Raw genomic sequence first — 17466 nt, 5'->3', positions numbered from 1 at the left:
TCGCAACTCAGGCAGACGCGGATCCGTCCTTATGTCCCTTAATCACGTGCGCCCCTGGCGTGACATATATCGTCGTAAATCCCGTCAAATCATGGTCGGTAACGTTCCCGTCGGGGGGGATGCCCCGATCGCCGTTCAGACCATGACCAACACCCTGACCACCGATGTGGCGGCAACGGTGGCGCAAGTTCAGGCCGCAGCCGAGGCTGGCGCGGATATCGTGCGCGTTTCAGTCCCAGATGAGGCGTCGGCTAAGGCATTGAAAGAAATCGTGCGCGAAAGCCCGGTGCCCATCGTTGCGGACATCCATTTTCACTATCGCCGTGGTATCGAAGCGGCCGAGGCAGGCGCTGCCTGTCTGCGTATCAATCCCGGCAACATCGGCGATGAAAGTCGGGTGAAAGAAGTCATTCAGGCCGCGCGCGACCACAATTGCTCGATCCGCATCGGCGTAAATGCAGGCAGCCTGGAAAAGCACCTGCTTGAGAAATATGGCGAACCGTGCCCCGAGGCGATGGTCGAAAGCGGGTTGGAACATATCCGCATCCTTCAGGACAATGATTTTCACGAGTTCAAGATCAGTGTGAAGGCCAGCGACGTATTCCTGTCCGCCGCCGCGTATCAGGGCATAGCCGAAGCCACTGATGCGCCCATCCATCTGGGTATCACCGAGGCGGGCGGACTGGTGTCCGGCACCATCAAATCCGCCATCGGGTTGGGCAACCTGCTGTGGATGGGGATCGGCGACACGATCCGCGTCAGCCTGTCTGCCGATCCGGTGGAAGAGGTGAAGGTCGGCTTTGAAATCCTCAAATCCCTTGGTCTGCGCCACCGTGGCGTCAACATCATCTCATGCCCGTCCTGCGCGCGGCAGGGGTTTGACGTTATCAAGACCGTCGAGGCGCTGGAACGTCGTCTGGAACACATCAAGACACCGATGAGCCTGTCAATCATCGGCTGCGTGGTCAACGGACCGGGCGAGGCGCTGATGACCGATGTCGGGTTTACCGGTGGCGGGGCAGGATCCGGGATGGTCTATCTGGCGGGCAAGGCCAGCCATAAGATGTCCAACGATCAGATGATCGACCACATCGTGGAGCAGGTCGAAAAGAAAGCCGCGGAACTGGACGCGGCTGCGGAAGCGGCGGAGTAGTGTGGGGTCGGCTGTGTCGGTAAGGCAGACATAGCGACCTTACTCATCCCTTGCCCTGATGCCTGAGCTGTTGCAAACTTGTTTCGTGACCGAACGATGCCTGTTTCGCCGCCGGTTCAGTCGGTAAACAGAACAGCGCGGACCCATGCTTTGGGAGGAGTGTGTCATGACATCCAAGACCGCAGGCCCTACGCCACCTGAGAACCTGACGCCACACCAGCAGGCCATGCCCAAGGTCAATCGGGTTACTTCGGATGATATAAAGGCGTCGCTAAAAGCTGGGTTCTCCGATTTTCTGGCGCGCCCCTTCATGAGCGGTTTCTTCGGGTTTTTCTATGCGGCTTTCGGCATCCTGATGGTCTGGAGCTTGGTCTGGCTTGGCAAGATCTGGATGATCATCCCAGCGATTGTCGGGTTTCCTCTGGTCGCGCCTTTCGCCGCTGCAGGACTTTATGAGATGTCCCGGCGGTTACAGAAGGGAGAGAAATTTGGCTGGTATGAAATCCTCACAGTCATGGCCGATCAACGCAAGCGCGAAATGGGCTGGATGGCCTTTGTTACGCTGTTCATTTTCTGGGTTTGGGTTTACCAGGTCCGGCTTTGGCTTGCGATCATCCTGCAGAATTCATCCTTTTCGGATTTTGACGGATTCTTGAACATCATCTTGTTCACCCCGCAGGGCTGGACATTCCTAGCAATCGGCACCTGTGTCGGGGCGTTTCTGTCGGCTGTCTTGTTTTCGGTCACTGTCGTCGCCATGCCCATGCTTCTGGACCGGGAAACAAATTTCGTTTCAGCCATGTTGACGTCTTTACGCGTCGTCTCGGAAAGCCCTGTGGTCATGCTCGGCTGGGCAGCGATCATCTCGGTCACAATGTTGTTGTCGATGGTTCCGGCGTTTATGGGCTTGATCTTTACCTTGCCGATCCTTGGCCATACCACGTGGCATCTCTATCAACGGGCCGTGGAACCGGTAGACGGCTGAGGTCAGCGATCAGTCCGCCTTTTTGTCTGGGGGCAGCTGTGCCGCCCCCAATACCTATCAACCCTGTTCTGCGCGAACGCCATCTGCAATCTGCTGCATCTGATCGGCAGGCAGATAGCCGCGCAGCAACTCGGTTCCCAACACGAATGAGGGCGTGCCCGAAATCTGCATCCGTTGCGCCAGGGCGCGGGTGCGGCTGATCTCATCCGTGACGCTGTCGCTGTCCATCGCGGCGATGATCGCGTCACTGTCCAGACCCAGCCCGTCAGAGATGCGGCGAAGAGTTACTTCTGAGGGTTCGCCGCTGAATTCCATCAGCGCATCGTGAACCTGTTTATAGGCGTCACCACCAGCGACGTGCTTGGTGGCCACAGCAAAGCGCGAGGACAAAACAGAAGCGTCGCCCAGAATTGGCAGTTCTTTGATCACAAACCGGATATTGCCATCACTGGCCAACAGGTTTGCCACTTCGGGTACAGCGCGACGGCAATAGCCGCAGCGGTAGTCCATAAACTCGACCAGTGTGATATCGCCATCCGGGTTGCCCCCAACCCAGCTAAAGCCGTCGTCGAACAGTTCGGCCGCATTGGCGGCAACCAGTTCCTTGTCTGCGGCCGCTTCGGCCACTGCGTTTCGCTGTTCGAGGATATTGATTGCCTCGATAATGACTTCGGGGTTTTCCAGCAGGTATTCGCGTACCTGAGCGCCAAACTCTGCCTTTTCGGCATCATTCATCGCGTTCAGGTCCAGCGCCTGCGCTGAGGTCGCCGCCATGGAAAGCCCCAGAAGGGCAGGTGCAGCATGTCTGAGGATCATTTCCGTTTCCTTTTATCTTTCTTGAGTCGTTCTGAGGCAATCAACACGTCTTGAGCCCTTTGCCAACCCGGAGAGCCTTCCGGCAATTGCGCCACGGCCCGTTTCGCGTGAATTCCGGCATCCTCCATCCGACCCTGCAGCGCATAGCGCTCTGCCGTCACGGTCGAAGCCATGCCGTTATTTCCGACCTGCGCGTAAGCCACACCCAGGTCCTGCATCAGGCGTGCATTACGAAAGTCGCGCGCACGCGCCTGTTCCAGTGCATTCAATGCCTGTTTTGTTTCCCCTTGCGCCAACAGTGCGCGCCCATAGCCCGCAAGGATCAACGCATTGTTAGGTGCCATTTCAACAGCGCTTGCATAAGCTTTAACAGCCTCGCTTACCCTTCTGTTTTCCAATAGGATTTGCCCTTTCAGGTCGTAATAGAACGGGTCATCAGGACGCTCGGCAAGCGCCGAGTCTATCGCGGCACGAGCGCGGGACAGATCGCGATTCTGATGATAGGCCGAAGCCTCTCGCATCAGGCGGATGTCGCGGTAGGGTTCTTCGCCGGCGCGCCGCAAGGTCCAACTGGGCGACCGCAGAAAGGCCGACAGCTTGCCTTTAACCCGCGCAAACCAGTAATCCGCATTGGGGTTTGGAACGGCTCGGTCGCCAAACTCATCCAGGAAAGCCTCAGCGGCGCGCAGACGATCACGGCTTGTCGGGTGTGATCGCATATAGGGGTCCTGGTTGGCGACACTCAGCAGTTCCTGACCGGCGAACTTTCGGTGCAACTCCACCATCCCGCTGGGCGAGATTTCGGCCCATCGCAGGTAACTTGCGGCGCTGCGGTCGGCGGATGCCTCTTCCGCGCGGGTGTGACCCAGAAAACCGCGGATTGCCGCGCCTTGGGTGCCAGCAGCGATCCCGATGGCGGCCTCGCCCCCACCCGCCGCTGCAGCCAGCAGGGCCAAAGCCGTGCCGAGGCTGGCGTTGCGCTGCGCGGCTTTCAGGTTCTCAGCCCGTCGCGCCAGATGACCATTAGAGATATGGGCGGCCTCGTGGGCGATGACAGCCTGCAACATCTCAGGGCTTTCGACGGTCAGAATCAGCCCGTAGTTCACATAAATCGCGTTGTAGTCGATGACGAATGCGTTGAACGTGTTGTCGTTTACGACCAGAATCTGAACCCGGTTCGTGTTCAGCCCCGCAGCCCGCAACACCGGAAAGGCCAGTTCACGCAGGCCATGTTCGATATCAGGGTCGCGGATCAGGCTCTGCGCGTGCGATTGCATCGCTGCCGCCAGCCAGACGACAACGGCAACCATCAGGGCCGGGATTGACGCCAACCGGGATACGCGCTCAAAAGCCATGACTGCAACATGGGAGATGGGCATGAGAAACTCAACCCGGTCCGGGGTCGATCCCTTCATCGTGATGGATGTGATGGAGGCGGCACGCAAGGCCGAAGAGGCGGGTCGCCACGTGATCCACATGGAAGTCGGCCAACCCGGAACCGGCGCGCCAAAGGGCGCGACCGAGGCTTTGGCCGCGGCGATGGAGCAAGGCCCGCTGGGCTATACGGTTGCCCTGGGTCTGCCCGCCCTGAGGCAGCGGATCGCCCGGCTTTACGGGGATTGGTACAATGTCGATCTGAACCCAGAGCGGGTGGTGATCACACCTGGCTCGTCCGGCGGATTCCTGCTGACCTTTACCGCATTGTTCGACAGCGGTGACCGTGTCGGTATCGGGGCGCCCGGCTATCCGTCCTATCGCCAGATCCTGAAGGCGCTAGGGCTGGTCCCGGTCGACCTGCCGACCGCGCCGGAAAACAGGTTGCAGCCCGTGGCGGCGGATATTCAGGGGATGGACCTGAAAGGGCTGATGGTTGCCTCGCCCGCAAATCCGACCGGTACGATGCTGGACCGTGCCGCCATGAGCACCCTGATCCAGGCGGCGCACGGGCAGGGCGCGTCGTTCATCAGTGATGAGATTTACCACGGGCTGGAATACGAAGCCAAAGCCGTGACGGCGCTGGAACTGACAGATGAATGCTATGTGATCAACTCGTTCTCGAAATACTTTTCGATGACCGGATGGCGCGTAGGCTGGATGGTGGTGCCCGAGGATCAGGTGCGCGTGGTCGAACGGATTGCTCAGAACATGTTCATCTGCGCCCCTCATGCCAGCCAGGTCGCAGCGCTGGCTGCGATGGATTGCGACGACGAGTTGCAAGCCAATCTGGATGTGTACCGCCGCAATCGCGCGCTGATGCTGGACGGGCTGCCCAAGGCCGGGTTTTCGAACATAGCGCCGCCCGACGGGGCGTTTTATGTTTATGCAGATGTATCCGACCTGACCGACGACAGCCGCACATTTGCGGCCGAGATTCTGGATCTGGCCGGTGTGGCCGTGACGCCAGGGCTGGATTTCGACCCGCAGCGCGGCCATACCGCATTGCGTTTTTCCTATGCGCGCGCGACGGATGACATTCAGGAAGGGCTTGAGCGTTTGCGTCAGTTTATGACCCGGCGCGGTGCTGTCAGGGAAAGGGCCTGAACCGTTCACAAACCGCCGCTTGTGGTATAGGGTGCCCGACAAACGATCTCGGGAAAACTTGAGGCCATGAGCAGGATCTTCTTTAGCATTGCGCTGTTCTGGGCGTTGGCTGGTGGTGCCATTGCGCAGGATTTCAGCGCGTTGGCGCGTGTCCAGCCTGACCAGAGCCGTATTACGGATGTCGGGCGTACCGGTGTTCGGGTGGACATCGCCCTCAGTCAGGGCGTTCCCTACAGGATTTTCACCTTGCAGGATCCCTACCGTATGGTTCTGGACTTCAACGAAGTGGACTGGGCCGGGCTGACCCGCGAAGATTTTCTGCAATCTGATCGCATTAGCGCTGTGCAGTTCGGTGCGTATGTTCCGGGATGGTCACGACTGGTGCTGGAGTTGGGTGCTCCGATGGCAGTGGCGACGGCAGAATTGTCGGTGGTAGAGGATTCGGGGGCCGCTTTGCTTTCGCTCGACCTTAAGGGGACGGATTTCGATGCCTTCAACGCCTCGGCAGGTGCGCCACGAAACCCGGGCTGGGACCTGCCGGAACCGGCGGATGTGCCGCAAGCCGCGGTGCGCAGTGCCGACAGACCCTTGCGTGTCATGCTGGATCCGGGCCACGGAGGCATTGATCCGGGGGCCGAGACTGACGCGATTGATGAAAAGACCCTTATGCTGACTTTCGCGCGTGAGCTGCGCGAAGTTCTTCTAAGATCAGGCGGATACGAGGTGGTTCTGACGCGGGTCGACGATCAGTTCGTCTCGCTGGAGCGTCGAATTGCACTGGCGCACCGGGCCGGTGCGGACCTGTTCATCTCGCTTCATGCCGATTCCCTGTCCGAGGGGCGGGCGCATGGCGCGGTGGTTTATACCCTGTCTAACGATGCCTCGGATGTGGCCAGTGCGAAGCTGGCGGAACGGCACGACCGTGGGGATTTGATTTCCGGTATCGATCTGAACGGGGCGGATGATCAGGTCACCGATGTTCTGCTGGACATGGCCCGTCAGGAAACGATGCCACGCACAAGCGCGCTGGCCAAGGCCATCGCAAACGGCCTGGCACAACAAGGCGGGCCGATGAACGGCAAACCCTTGCGTACCGCATCTTTTTCAGTACTCAAGGCGGCGGACATCCCGTCGGTTCTGGTCGAGCTTGGATTTCTGTCCAGTCCCAGAGACCTGAAGAACCTCAAAGATCCTGATTGGCGGGCAAGAATGGCGCTGGGAATTCATCGGGGGCTTGAGGATTGGCGCCAGCAGGATGTGATCCGCAAATCCCTTATTGGTCAGTGACCTTGCGGCGTAAAACGGCTAGAATACGCTCGGTGTTTTGACCCTTGGGCGGCGCATCACTATATATGCGGCACCGCGAAAAAAAGGCAGTAACGTGATCCGGTTCATTCTTTCGATTTTCGGGGCGATTTTCAGCCTCGTGACATTGGGTATTTTCATGGCCGCGCTGGTGATCGGCGCGGTGTTCTGGATGTATGGGCGCGACCTGCCCAGCCACGAGTCACTGGCACAGTACAAACCACCCACGATCAGCCGGATCTATTCGGGTGAAGGCAAGCTGATTGATGAATTCGCGCAGGAACGCCGCCTGTTTACGCCATCCGAGGAAATCCCGGATCTGGTGAAGCAGGCGTTTATTTCGGCAGAAGACAAGAATTTCTACAACCATCAGGGCTATGACCCGCGCGGCATTATTGCCGCCGGGGTCGAGGCGGTGCGGACCAAGGGCGAAACCGTACGCGGTGCGTCGACCATCACGCAGCAGGTCATGAAGAACTTTCTGCTGTCCGGTGACCGCCGGGCCGAGCGCAAGATCAAGGAAATCATTCTTGCGACCCGGCTTGAGGATACATTGGACAAGGAACAGATCCTCGAACTTTATATGAACGAGATCTTTCTGGGCCAGAACTCGTACGGTGTGACTGCCGCCGCGCAGACCTATTTCAACAAGACTCTGCAGGAACTGGCCCCGCATGAGGCCGCCATGCTGGCTGCCATGCCCAAAGCGCCGTCAGATTACCACCCCGTTTGGGAAAAAGAACGCCTTCTGGCCCGGCGCAACTACGTGTTACGTGAGATGCGGCAGAACGGTTACATTGATCAGGCGACCTATGAGGCCGAGGTCGAGCTGCCTCTGCGCTCGGTCCAGAACGGAGATTTTGAAAGCTTCCGTACGGCCCTGCCGCCCCGCGACTATTTCACCGACGAAATCCGCCGCCAGCTGAGCGAAGATTTTGGTGAAGGCGAGTTCTTTACCGGGGGTTTCACCGTGCGTGCCTCGGTGGATGAGGAATTGCAGGTTGAGGCCGCACGGGCCCTGCGCGAGGCGCTTGAGAAATACGACCGTTCCCGTGGCAAATGGCGCGGAACAGGTGACGTGATCCCGGAAGAAAAACTGGCGGATGAGGCGCAATGGCGCGAGGCGCTGGCGGCCATGGAAATTCCGCGCGACGTTATTCTGCCAACCCGTTGGTATCCAGCCGTGGTTCTGGGCGTGACCGACCAGCAACTGACCGTTGGTGTCGAAGAAGGTCCTGCCGAAGGGATTATCCCGCGCGCGGACATCAAGTGGATGCAGGGTGATTTTGCCGCCAACTTCAAGCGCGGTGACGTCATTTTTGTCGTTGCGGGTGAAGATGGGCAATGGTCGGCGCGCCAGGTGCCCGAGGTACAAGGCGGCTTTGTCGCGATGGACGTGAACTCGGGTCGTGTTCTGGCGATGCAGGGCGGGTTCTCGTATCAGGATACCGTGTTCAACCGGGCCACACAGGCACAGCGTCAGCCGGGATCGTCGTTCAAGCCGTTTGTCTATGCTGCTGCGCTGGACAGCGGATACAGCCCCGCGACCATCGTTGTCGATGCGCCAATCGAAGTGAACACGCCGCAGGGTCTGTGGCGCCCCAAGAACTCCTCCAACAAGTTCTACGGCCCTACACCTTTGCGAACAGGGATCGAACAGTCGCGGAACCTGATGACCATCCGTCTGGCGCAGGAAGTTACAATGCCCGTTGTTGCCGGCTATGCGGAACGGTTCGGTGTCTATGACCGGATGGGCGCGTTTTTGGCCAACTCGCTGGGGGCCGAGGAAACCACGCTTTACAAGATGGTCGCGGCCTATGCGATGTTCGCCAATGGCGGCCAACGTGTGGAACCGACTCTAGTCGACCGCATTCAGGACCGGTTCGGAAAAACCATCTATCGCCACGATGACCGTCAGTGTCTGGACTGTAACTCGACCTGGCTGGAACCAGATGAATCGCCGACCCTTGTCACGGATCGCGCGCAGGTCATGGATGCGATCACCGCCTATCAGCTGACATCGATGATGAAGGGCGTGGTGGATCGCGGGACAGCATCCGGCGTAGTGAATCTGCCGGTGCCAACAGCAGGCAAAACCGGAACCACCAACGACTCCAAGGATGCGTGGTTCATCGGCTTTACGTCGAACATCGTGGCGGGTTGCTACATCGGCTATGATCGACCGCGTCCGATGGGACGTGGGGCCTATGGTGGCACGTTGTGCGGCCCGGTCTTCCAGAGCTTCATGGAAAAAGCGGTCGAGAAATATGGCGGCGGTCCGTTTGAAGTGCCCGAAGGCGGCCATTTCATCAAGATCGACCGTTTCAGCGGGGCCCGCCTGCCAGATGATGCCACCGGTGATTATGTCGTGGCTGAATTCTTCCGCGACGGTGTCGATGGATTCATCGACCGTGTCTATGATGGTGGTTTTGCCATCGGATCGGATCTGCCATTGTTTGAAGAAGTGCAGCGCGCGGGGGTTCAGGTTCAGACGTCAACGGGCGAGACCGTGACCGTTGGACCGAAAGCTTCCCAAGGGGACCTGAGCACCGGCGGGCTTTACTGACAAGGTGCGTTCCAATTGGCTAAGATCCCGCTGATTCCGCACTCTTTGCTGGGGGCACCCGGACAGTTGAGCATTTCTCCGGGCGTCCTCTCGGGCCAGCACGTGTTTCTAACCGGCATGACCGGAAACGCGGCGGACGGCTCCATGCCAAGCGATCCGGAAGAACAATTCCGAAACGCCTTTGCAAAGATTGCAGAGGTTTTGAAGGAAGCCGGCCTTGGATTGGATGCGGTCGTCGAGATGACGACATACCACGTTGAAATGCGGGATCATTTCGACCTGTTTGATCGCGTGCGCCTTGAGGTACTGACCGCGCCGTACCCGGCCTGGACCGCAGTTGAAGTTGCGGGATTGCGACGGGAAGGGGCGCTGGTGGAAATTCGGGCGATTGCTCATCTTTCAGATTGAAAGCACGATAGCTGTTTCAGCATCCAGCCTGTCTTGTGGTGTCTCGCACCTCTTGCTATCACGCAGGCCTGATTGAGCAAGTTGGGACAAGACCATGCGCGCCGAAACCCAGAACATCGTGGCGGATATCAAAAAGTCGCTGGAGCTGCTGGCGCAGCGTATGGACTATGAAACCGCGCCGCATCGCCTTGAGGAATTCAACGCACGCGTCGAAGACCCCAACCTTTGGGATAACCCTGAAAACGCGCAGAAACTGATGCGCGAGCGGCAGATGCTGGTCGATGCAATCGAGACGTATGAATCCATCAAGACCGATCTCAGCGACAATATCGAACTGATCGAGTTGGGTGAGATGGAGGAAGACCAAGAAGTCGTTCAGGATGCCGAAGCGGCGATCAAGACGCTGAAAGCCAGGGCCGCCAAAAAAGAGCTTGAGGCGCTGCTGGACGGTGAGGCTGACAGCAATGATACCTTCCTCGAAATCAACTCGGGCGCAGGGGGAACCGAAAGCTGCGACTGGGCGTCGATGCTGGCGCGCATGTATGTGCGCTGGGCCGAGAAAAAGGGTTACACGGTCGAGCTGCAATCCGAGACACCGGGCGAAGAAGCGGGTATCAAATCCGCAGCCTACAAGATTTCCGGTCACAACGCCTATGGCTGGCTGAAATCGGAAAGCGGCGTGCACCGGCTGGTGCGGATTTCGCCCTATGACTCGGCGGCCAAGCGCCACACGTCGTTCAGCTCGGTCTGGGTCTATCCGGTGGTCGACGACAATATCGAGATCGAGGTGAACCCGGCCGATATCCGCATCGACACCTACCGGTCTTCGGGGGCAGGTGGCCAGCACGTGAACACCACCGACTCGGCCGTCCGGATTACACACATCCCGACCGGGATTGTTGTGACCAGCTCGGAAAAGTCCCAGCACCAGAACCGCGATATTGCCATGAAGGCCCTGAAGTCGCGTCTGTACCAGCAGGAACTGGATCGCCGCAACGCGGATATCAACGCCGCGCACGAGGCCAAGGGCGACGCAGGCTGGGGCAACCAGATCCGGTCTTACGTGTTGCAGCCCTATCAGATGGTAAAGGACCTGCGAACCAATCACGAAACCTCGGATACCAAAGGCGTTCTGGACGGCGATCTGGACGGATTCATGGCGGCAACCTTGGCCCTGAACGTGGCAGGCAAAAGCCGATCCGAGGCGCAGGGCGACAGCTAAGGTGACGCGCCAGCGTTCCCTTCTGGACCTGCTGAAAGGGCACTGGCAGCTTATCCTGATCACCGGTCTGGTCTTTGCGCTCTGGAATACGCCGGTTGTTGTTCCGCTTAAAATTCTGGTCGTTTTTCTGCATGAGCTGTCTCATGCCGGGACAATCCTACTGACTGGCGGCTCGGTCGAGAGTTTCACGATTTCACCCCAGCAAGGCGGAATGGTGATCGGCCGGGGCGGCAGCAGATTTCTCAGCCTGTCCGCCGGGTGTCTCGGCTCGCTTGTGTTTGGCATTGCGCTTTTGATCATCGCCTTGCGGACAAATGCTGACCGTGCTGTTCTGGCTGTTTTCGGCGCAATCATGTGTCTGATCGCACTGCTGTACATACGCGATGCTTTCGCCTTACTGTTTTGCGCAGGGGTCGGGACGGCAATGATTGCGACAGCGTGGTTTATGAGCCACGAGGTCAGTGATCTGGTGCTGCGCGTCATCGGGCTGACCAGCATGATCTACGTGCCGTTTGATATCTTTGATGACACCATCCGACGATCCGGTGCGCGCTCGGACGCGTTCCTGCTGGCCGAGGAATTCGGCGGCACCGCGATGCTGTGGGGTGGCGTCTGGCTGGTGTTGAGTGGTGGCGCCATTGCCCTTTGTCTACGGTATTGGCTGGGCCGGAACAGCAACCTGCCATTGCACGGCAAAGCGTTGTGATGCCGTTGTATGTTAAGCAAGAAAAGATACATCTAAACAGTGGGTTTAAATGAGGTGAGCCGCTCGCTAGGCTGTTGAAGAACAACAACAGACTGGCGTGTTATGGACCTGACCCGGATATCTGCAACAGAGCTTCTGAACCAACTGGCTACCCGGCAGGTTTCGGCCATGGAAGTCATGCAGGCCACGCTGGATCGCATTGCCAAGGTCAACGGTGGGGTGAACGCCATAGTGGCGCTGCGGGACAAGGGCGAGCTGATGGCCGAAGCACAGGCCCGCGACAGCGGCCCCGTCGCTGGCCCGCTGCACGGCTTGCCAATTGCCGTCAAGGATTTGGTCAATGTAGCAGGTATTGTCTCTTCGCATGGATCGCCTGTTTTCAGGGATGTCGTCCCTGACAGGGATGATCTGATTGCCGCTCGGATGCGGGCCGCGGGCGCCATCCTGATCGGCAAGACCAACACGCCGGAGTTCGGGCTGGGTTCGCACACGTTCAACCCGGTCTATGGTGCGACGCGCAACCCGTATGATGCCAGTTTCACCTGCGGTGGCTCATCCGGTGGAGCAGCAGTGGCTTTGGCGACGGGTATGGTGGCATTGGCCGACGGGTCCGACATGATGGGCAGCCTGCGCAACCCGGCGGCGTGGAACAACATCTATGGCTTTCGCCCAAGCTGGGGCAGGGTGCCGTCTGATCCTGTGGGTGACAGTTTCCTGCATCAACTGTCCACGCTGGGCCCGATGGCGCGCAGTCCCGAAGATTTGGGTCTCCTGCTCGATGTGATCTCGGGGCCTGATCCACGCTTGCCGCTGGCCAGAGATTGTACGCCGGTGTCACCGCTGGTCGCAGCAGATCTGAGCGGGCTGCGCATTGGCTGGCTGGGCGATTGGGGCGGGGCCTTTCCAACAGAGGCCGGAATTCTTGAGCTGTGCCGGGATGCGTTGAAGGTGTTCGAAATGCTCGGCGCGCGCGTTGAACATGTCGCCTCGCCTTTCGATGCCGAACGGTTATGGACCAGTTGGATTACCCTGCGGTCCTGGAGCGTTGCCGCAGGGCTTGAACCCTTGGCTGAACGACGGGACCACCTGAAAGACACAGCCCAGTGGGAGCTGGATCGGGGTCTAACGATGAGTGCCATGGATGTGCATCACGCCAGTGTTATCCGGTCAGACTGGTTCCGGCGCGCGGCTGAACTGTTTGAGCAGTTTGATGCCCTTGTCCTGCCATCCGCACAGGTTTGGCCGTTTGGGATTGAAACACCATACCCCACACGGATCGCGGACTGCGCAATGGATACATATCATCGCTGGATGCATGTCACGGTACCGGTCAGCCTGATCGGCTTGCCTTGTCTGGCCGCGCCTGCCGGATTTGGTGTGCAGGGCCTGCCCATGGGCTTTCAACTGTTTGGACCAAAAGGATCGGATCAGAAATTGCTGTCGGTCGGGGCGGCCTATCACGCCGAAACCGACTGGCCCAACAAGAGGCCGGCGATGTCATAACGCCGATCAGGGAGGAGACTTAATGGAAAAGCCATTTGGCGTTCCGGACATGCGTCCGGTAGATACTGCCATGCTACGCGCCGCGTTGGGGCGCGCCTGGGCCGACTTTCGGCGTGCGCCGCAGTTCGGGTTGATCTTTGCCGGTTTCTACGTGCTTGCGGGATGGGCGATGGCATGGGTCACCATCCAGACTGGTACAACCTTCTGGCTGGTTCTGGCAGCAATTGGCTTTCCGTTGATCGGCCCGTTTGCCGCTGTTGGCCTTTACGAGGTGTCGCACCGGCTGGAACAGGGTGAACCGCTGGATCTTGGCGCAATCTTTGGTGTCGTGCTGCAACAAAGCCGTAGGCAATTGCCGTCGATCTGCGCCATCATCGTCGTGGTGTTTCTGTTCTGGTTTTTTCTGGGGCACATGATCTTTGCCCTGTTCCTTGGGCTGGCCACGATGACAAACGTGTCATCCTCGCTTGAGGTCTTTCTGACGGCGAATGGCCTGACAATGCTGGCTGTGGGCACGGTGGGCGGGGCGGTTTTCGCAACCGTTCTGTATATGATCACCGTTTTGTCGATCCCATTGCTGCTGGATCGCGAGTTGGATTTTGTCACGGCAATGATTGCAAGCTTTACCTATGTGTCCGGGAACTTTCCGGTGATGCTGGCATGGGGGGTGATCATCGCTGTTTTGACGTTTCTGGCCATGGTGCCCTGGTTTCTGGGCCTTCTGGTGGTCCTGCCACTGTTGGGCCACGCCAGTTGGCACCTGTATAGGCAAATCACCCAAGTCGAAGGCGAGGACGCATCGTCCTGAGAAAACCGGTCAGGGATACTGTGCCGGATTGTTGGTCGACAACCGTGCAGCGGCGAAAATCGCCGTTGCATCGTGCCCGAGATATTTCAGAACCACGGGTTCCGGTGTCGAAGGGTTGGCCGGGCTTATGACCGTGCCGCGCCACTGAACTGCTGTTCCCGTCGGATCGGGTGCAATCATATAAACACGACTGTTCTGACCCGCTCGCTGAGAGGTCAGCATATAGACGGAACTGCCGGTGCAGGCGACGATCCCCTGTATTTCGCGCGCCTGTGGTGTTGCTTCGGGCATCGCGGCGCGCGACACATATCCGCGTATCAACGTGCATTGGGCCAGTGGTCGGGCGTGCAGCAAGGTCATACGGTGCGAGGCCGAGACGCTTTCGATCACGGCATAAAACCCCGGAGAAAACGCAGTTCTGGCGATCATGTCCACACCTGATCCCAGGAACTCGGTCAAGGCCGCCGCTGCGGGGTGGTCCTCGATCTTTTCAATTTCGTCCAGCGGCTTCAGGAGAATGCGCGCATCCACGTCGAAAAACCGGCAGATGCGATCCAGAACATCCGGCCGTGGAACACTTTCACCCGAAAGATACCTGTTGAATTGCGTCCGATTCACGCCAAGCTTGCGGCACAGTGCTGAGACTGACCGATACCTTCGTGCCAGTTGCCGCAGGTTCGCACCAAACATCGCGCGAAGTTCAGACGGGCTGCGAATGTCGTCGGTCATGGATGCCCACGCCTTGCTGAGTTTCCCGAAAAACCATCGCAACACCGGGCCAGACCCTGGCGCGCATTCAAAAATCGTACAGATTGACCCCAAGCAACGTATCCCCACGTCGCGTTGCGGCATCGAGGCTAATGCCATTAAGTGCAATGGCAATAGGCTTTATGTGAAAATACCTGATCCTTATTTGGAAAAGCCGGCCCTATGGCAAATTTAGCGCATAGAAGGGCGCGTGGGTTGGTTTTAAAAATGCCCACCAACCTCAAATAGTGTTCCCGCCTTGGGTGCAAGAAAAGTACCAAGGCGGGTACGTTGTTCAGTCGCCGCGCAGTAGGGCCGCCACACCGGTGCGGGCGATTTCCATCAGGCCCAGCGGGCGCATCAGGTCAGCAAAAGCGTCGATCTTGTCCGGCGCGCCGGTGATCTCGAAGATGAAAGAGTTCAGAGTGCTGTCGACCACATTGGCGCGGAAGATGTCAGCCAGGCGCAGCGCCTCGACGCGTTTGTCGCCTTCTCCCACGACTTTTATGATGGCCAGTTCGCGTTCAACCGACGGGCCTTCGACCGTCAGGTCATGCACGTCATGGACAGTCACGATCCGGCCCAGCTGCGCCTTGATCTGCTCGATCACCTGCGGCGTGCCGGTGGTGACAATGGTGATGCGGCTCAGGTGTCCTGTGTGATCCACCTCGGCCACGGTAAGGCTTTCGATGTTATATCCACGCCCCGAGAACAGCCCAATCACGCGGGCCAGGACACCGGGTTCGTTTTCGACCAGCACGGCAATGGTGTGGCGTTCCTGCACGTCCGAAAAAGTAGGCCGTAGGTTATAGGCCGAATGGCGGTTGGAGCCTTTTTTGATATGTAGGGCAGACATTTATGTCCCTTTCATCATCCTGTGTTTGCCGGGCGCAATGGTCGCCCGGCGGTAATCCTCGGACGGTATCAGACCAGAACCGAACCTTTGCTGTCGATCACGCCCTGCGTTTCGGCCTCACCCAGAAGCATCTCGTTATGCGCTTTGCCGGACGGGATCATCGGGAAGCAATTCTCGTGCTTTTCAACCAGACAGTCGAAGATTACCGGACCGTCGTAGTTGATCATTTCCATGATTGCGTCGTCCAGATCGGCGGGGTCGGAACACTGGATGCCTTTGGCGCCGAACGCTTCAGCGAGTTTTACGAAATCGGGCAGGGCTTCGGACCAGGAATGCGAATACCGCTCGCCATGCAGTAGCTCTTGCCACTGGCGGACCATGCCGAGGCGTTCGTTGTTCAGGATGAACTGCTTGACCGGAAGACGGTACTGAACGGCCGTTCCCATCTCCTGCATGTTCATCAGCCACGAGGCTTCACCGGCGACGTTGATCACCAGCGCGTCCGGATGTGCCATCTGCACGCCGATCGAAGCGGGGAAGCCGTAGCCCATGGTGCCCAACCCGCCCGATGTCATCCAGCGGTTGGGATCTTCGAACCCAAGATACTGTGCCGCCCACATCTGGTGCTGGCCAACCTCGGTGGTGATATAGCGGTTATACTTTTTCGTCAGTTCTTCAAGTCGTTGCAGCGCATATTGCGGTTTGATCGACTTTTCGCTGTTGGTGTAGGACAGACAGTTGATCTTACGCCACTCAGAGATCTGCGTCTGCCATTTCTTGACAGCCGCTGCATCGGTCTTGCGCCCGCGTGACTTCCACACCTTCAGAATGTCTTCCAGAACATGCGCCACGTCGCCGACAATTGGAATATCCACACGGATGACCTTGTTGATCGAAGACGGATCAATATCGATATGGGCTTTCTTCGACTTTGGAGAGAACGCGTCGATGCGCCCGGTGATCCGGTCGTCGAACCGTGCACCGATGTTGATCATCAGGTCACAGCCGTGCATCGCAAGGTTCGCCTCGTAGAGGCCGTGCATCCCCAGCATACCCAACCAGTTTTCGCCTGAGGCGGGGTAAGCGCCCAGACCCATCAGGGTTGAGGTGATCGGGAAGCCCGTGGAATCCACCAGTTCGCGCAACAACTGGCTGGCTGCGGGGCCAGAGTTGATGACACCACCGCCCGTATAGAAAACCGGCTTCTTGGCTTTCTCAATGGCTGCAACAAGCTCGTTGATTTCCTCCAGATCGCCTTTCAGCACAGGCTGGTAGTGCGAGGTCGAAGGTTTCGGACTGTTGTATTCACCCGTGGCAAACTGCACATCCTTGGGAATGTCGATCAGAACCGGGCCGGGACGACCCGATTTGGCCACATGGAAAGCCTCGTGCAGCGTCTCGGCCAGCGAATTCGTGTCCTTTACCAGCCAGTTATGTTTGGTGCAGGGGCGCGTGATGCCAACGGTGTCGGCCTCCTGAAAGGCATCCGATCCGATCATGAAGGTCGGGACTTGTCCGGTCAGAACCACAATCGGGATCGAATCCAGCAACGCATCGGTCAGGCCGGTAACTGCGTTTGTGGCACCGGGACCAGAGGTTACAAGCGCAACACCTGGCTTGCCGGTCGACCGCGCATAGCCTTCGGCGGCGTGGATTGCACCCTGTTCGTGACGCACCAGAATGTGACGAATGTCGTTTTGCAGAAAGATCTCGTCATAGATCGGTAGGACGGCGCCACCGGGGTATCCGAATACCGTGTCCACGCCCTGATCCTTAAGGGCCTGAACTACCATCTTTGCGCCGGTCATCTCACGTGTCATCTGCTTTGCTCCGTTCGCGACATGTGTCTT

At 58.5% G+C, this 17466-nt stretch carries 15 protein-coding genes; 10 read left to right on the top strand and 5 right to left on the bottom strand.

The features are described from left to right. Window positions 1–31: 31 nt before the first annotated feature. Together ispG and ACR0AM_RS01555 are read left to right on the top strand one after the other, a co-directional pair. Window positions 32–1153, top strand: a complete 1122-nt coding sequence (ispG, locus tag ACR0AM_RS01560; protein ID WP_480473338.1) for a flavodoxin-dependent (E)-4-hydroxy-3-methylbut-2-enyl-diphosphate synthase — start codon at window positions 32–34, stop codon at window positions 1151–1153. Window positions 1154–1319: 166 nt separating this feature from the next. Then, window positions 1320–2138, top strand: a complete 819-nt coding sequence (locus ACR0AM_RS01555) for a DUF2189 domain-containing protein (RefSeq protein ID WP_480473337.1) — start codon at window positions 1320–1322, stop codon at window positions 2136–2138. A 57-nt stretch (window positions 2139–2195) separates the two neighbouring features. Here ACR0AM_RS01555 and ACR0AM_RS01550 read toward each other — a convergent pair whose 3' ends face one another. Both ACR0AM_RS01550 and ACR0AM_RS01545 read right to left on the bottom strand, forming a co-directional pair. After that, complete coding sequence (locus ACR0AM_RS01550; RefSeq protein WP_480621943.1) at window positions 2196–2954, bottom strand: DsbA family protein; 759 nt, start codon at window positions 2952–2954, stop codon at window positions 2196–2198. Then, window positions 2951–4333 carry a M48 family metalloprotease gene (locus ACR0AM_RS01545; RefSeq protein WP_480553758.1) on the bottom strand — a complete coding sequence of 461 codons (1383 nt, stop codon included), beginning with the start codon at window positions 4331–4333 and terminating at the stop codon, window positions 2951–2953. The genes ACR0AM_RS01550 and ACR0AM_RS01545 overlap by 4 nt, the downstream gene beginning before the upstream one ends. On the opposite strand from ACR0AM_RS01545, the gene ACR0AM_RS01540 reads away from it, so the two are divergent. The 8 genes from ACR0AM_RS01540 to ACR0AM_RS01505 all read left to right on the top strand — a co-directional run bounded on the left by ACR0AM_RS01540 (window position 4332) and on the right by ACR0AM_RS01505 (window position 14013). Then, window positions 4332–5495, top strand: a complete 1164-nt coding sequence (locus ACR0AM_RS01540; protein ID WP_480621942.1) for a pyridoxal phosphate-dependent aminotransferase — start codon at window positions 4332–4334, stop codon at window positions 5493–5495. The two genes, ACR0AM_RS01545 and ACR0AM_RS01540, sit on opposite strands and share 2 nt — an antisense overlap. 66 nt (window positions 5496–5561) lie before the next feature. After that, window positions 5562–6782, top strand: a complete 1221-nt coding sequence (locus ACR0AM_RS01535; RefSeq protein ID WP_480621941.1) for an N-acetylmuramoyl-L-alanine amidase — start codon at window positions 5562–5564, stop codon at window positions 6780–6782. 94 nt (window positions 6783–6876) lie between these two features. Then, window positions 6877–9366, top strand: a complete 2490-nt coding sequence (locus ACR0AM_RS01530; protein ID WP_480621940.1) for a penicillin-binding protein 1A — start codon at window positions 6877–6879, stop codon at window positions 9364–9366. A gap of 15 nt (window positions 9367–9381) precedes the next feature. Next, window positions 9382–9774 (top strand): RidA family protein, encoded by a 393-nt coding sequence (locus ACR0AM_RS01525; protein WP_480603294.1) that lies wholly within the window; start codon window positions 9382–9384, stop codon window positions 9772–9774. Between the two features lie 94 nt (window positions 9775–9868). Further along, complete coding sequence (prfB, locus tag ACR0AM_RS01520; protein ID WP_480473323.1) at window positions 9869–10996, top strand: peptide chain release factor 2; 1128 nt, start codon at window positions 9869–9871, stop codon at window positions 10994–10996. 1 nt (window position 10997) lies between these two features. Continuing rightward, entirely contained in the window at window positions 10998–11702 is a 705-nt protein-coding gene (locus ACR0AM_RS01515) for a M50 family metallopeptidase (protein WP_480621939.1), read from the top strand. 102 nt (window positions 11703–11804) lie between these two features. Then, entirely contained in the window at window positions 11805–13205 is a 1401-nt protein-coding gene (locus ACR0AM_RS01510) for an amidase (RefSeq protein WP_480621938.1), read from the top strand. Between the two features lie 22 nt (window positions 13206–13227). Beyond that, window positions 13228–14013, top strand: a complete 786-nt coding sequence (locus ACR0AM_RS01505) for a DUF2189 domain-containing protein (RefSeq protein ID WP_480621937.1) — start codon at window positions 13228–13230, stop codon at window positions 14011–14013. 9 nt (window positions 14014–14022) lie between these two features. Here ACR0AM_RS01505 and ACR0AM_RS01500 read toward each other — a convergent pair whose 3' ends face one another. The 3 genes from ACR0AM_RS01500 to ACR0AM_RS01490 form a co-directional block, all read right to left on the bottom strand. Continuing rightward, window positions 14023–14742, bottom strand: a complete 720-nt coding sequence (locus tag ACR0AM_RS01500; protein WP_480553750.1) for a helix-turn-helix domain-containing protein — start codon at window positions 14740–14742, stop codon at window positions 14023–14025. A gap of 313 nt (window positions 14743–15055) precedes the next feature. Next, a complete protein-coding gene (ilvN, locus tag ACR0AM_RS01495) occupies window positions 15056–15616 on the bottom strand; it encodes an acetolactate synthase small subunit (protein ID WP_209503637.1) in 561 nt (186 codons plus the stop codon). Between the two features lie 68 nt (window positions 15617–15684). Further along, entirely contained in the window at window positions 15685–17436 is a 1752-nt protein-coding gene (locus ACR0AM_RS01490) for an acetolactate synthase 3 large subunit (RefSeq protein ID WP_480621936.1), read from the bottom strand. Window positions 17437–17466 lie beyond the last annotated feature (30 nt).

The sequence above is a fragment of the Ruegeria sp. AD9 genome (assembly GCF_056542305.1).
Note: the sequence above shows the minus strand (reverse complement) of the source record. Positions and strands in the feature narration are given on the sequence as shown.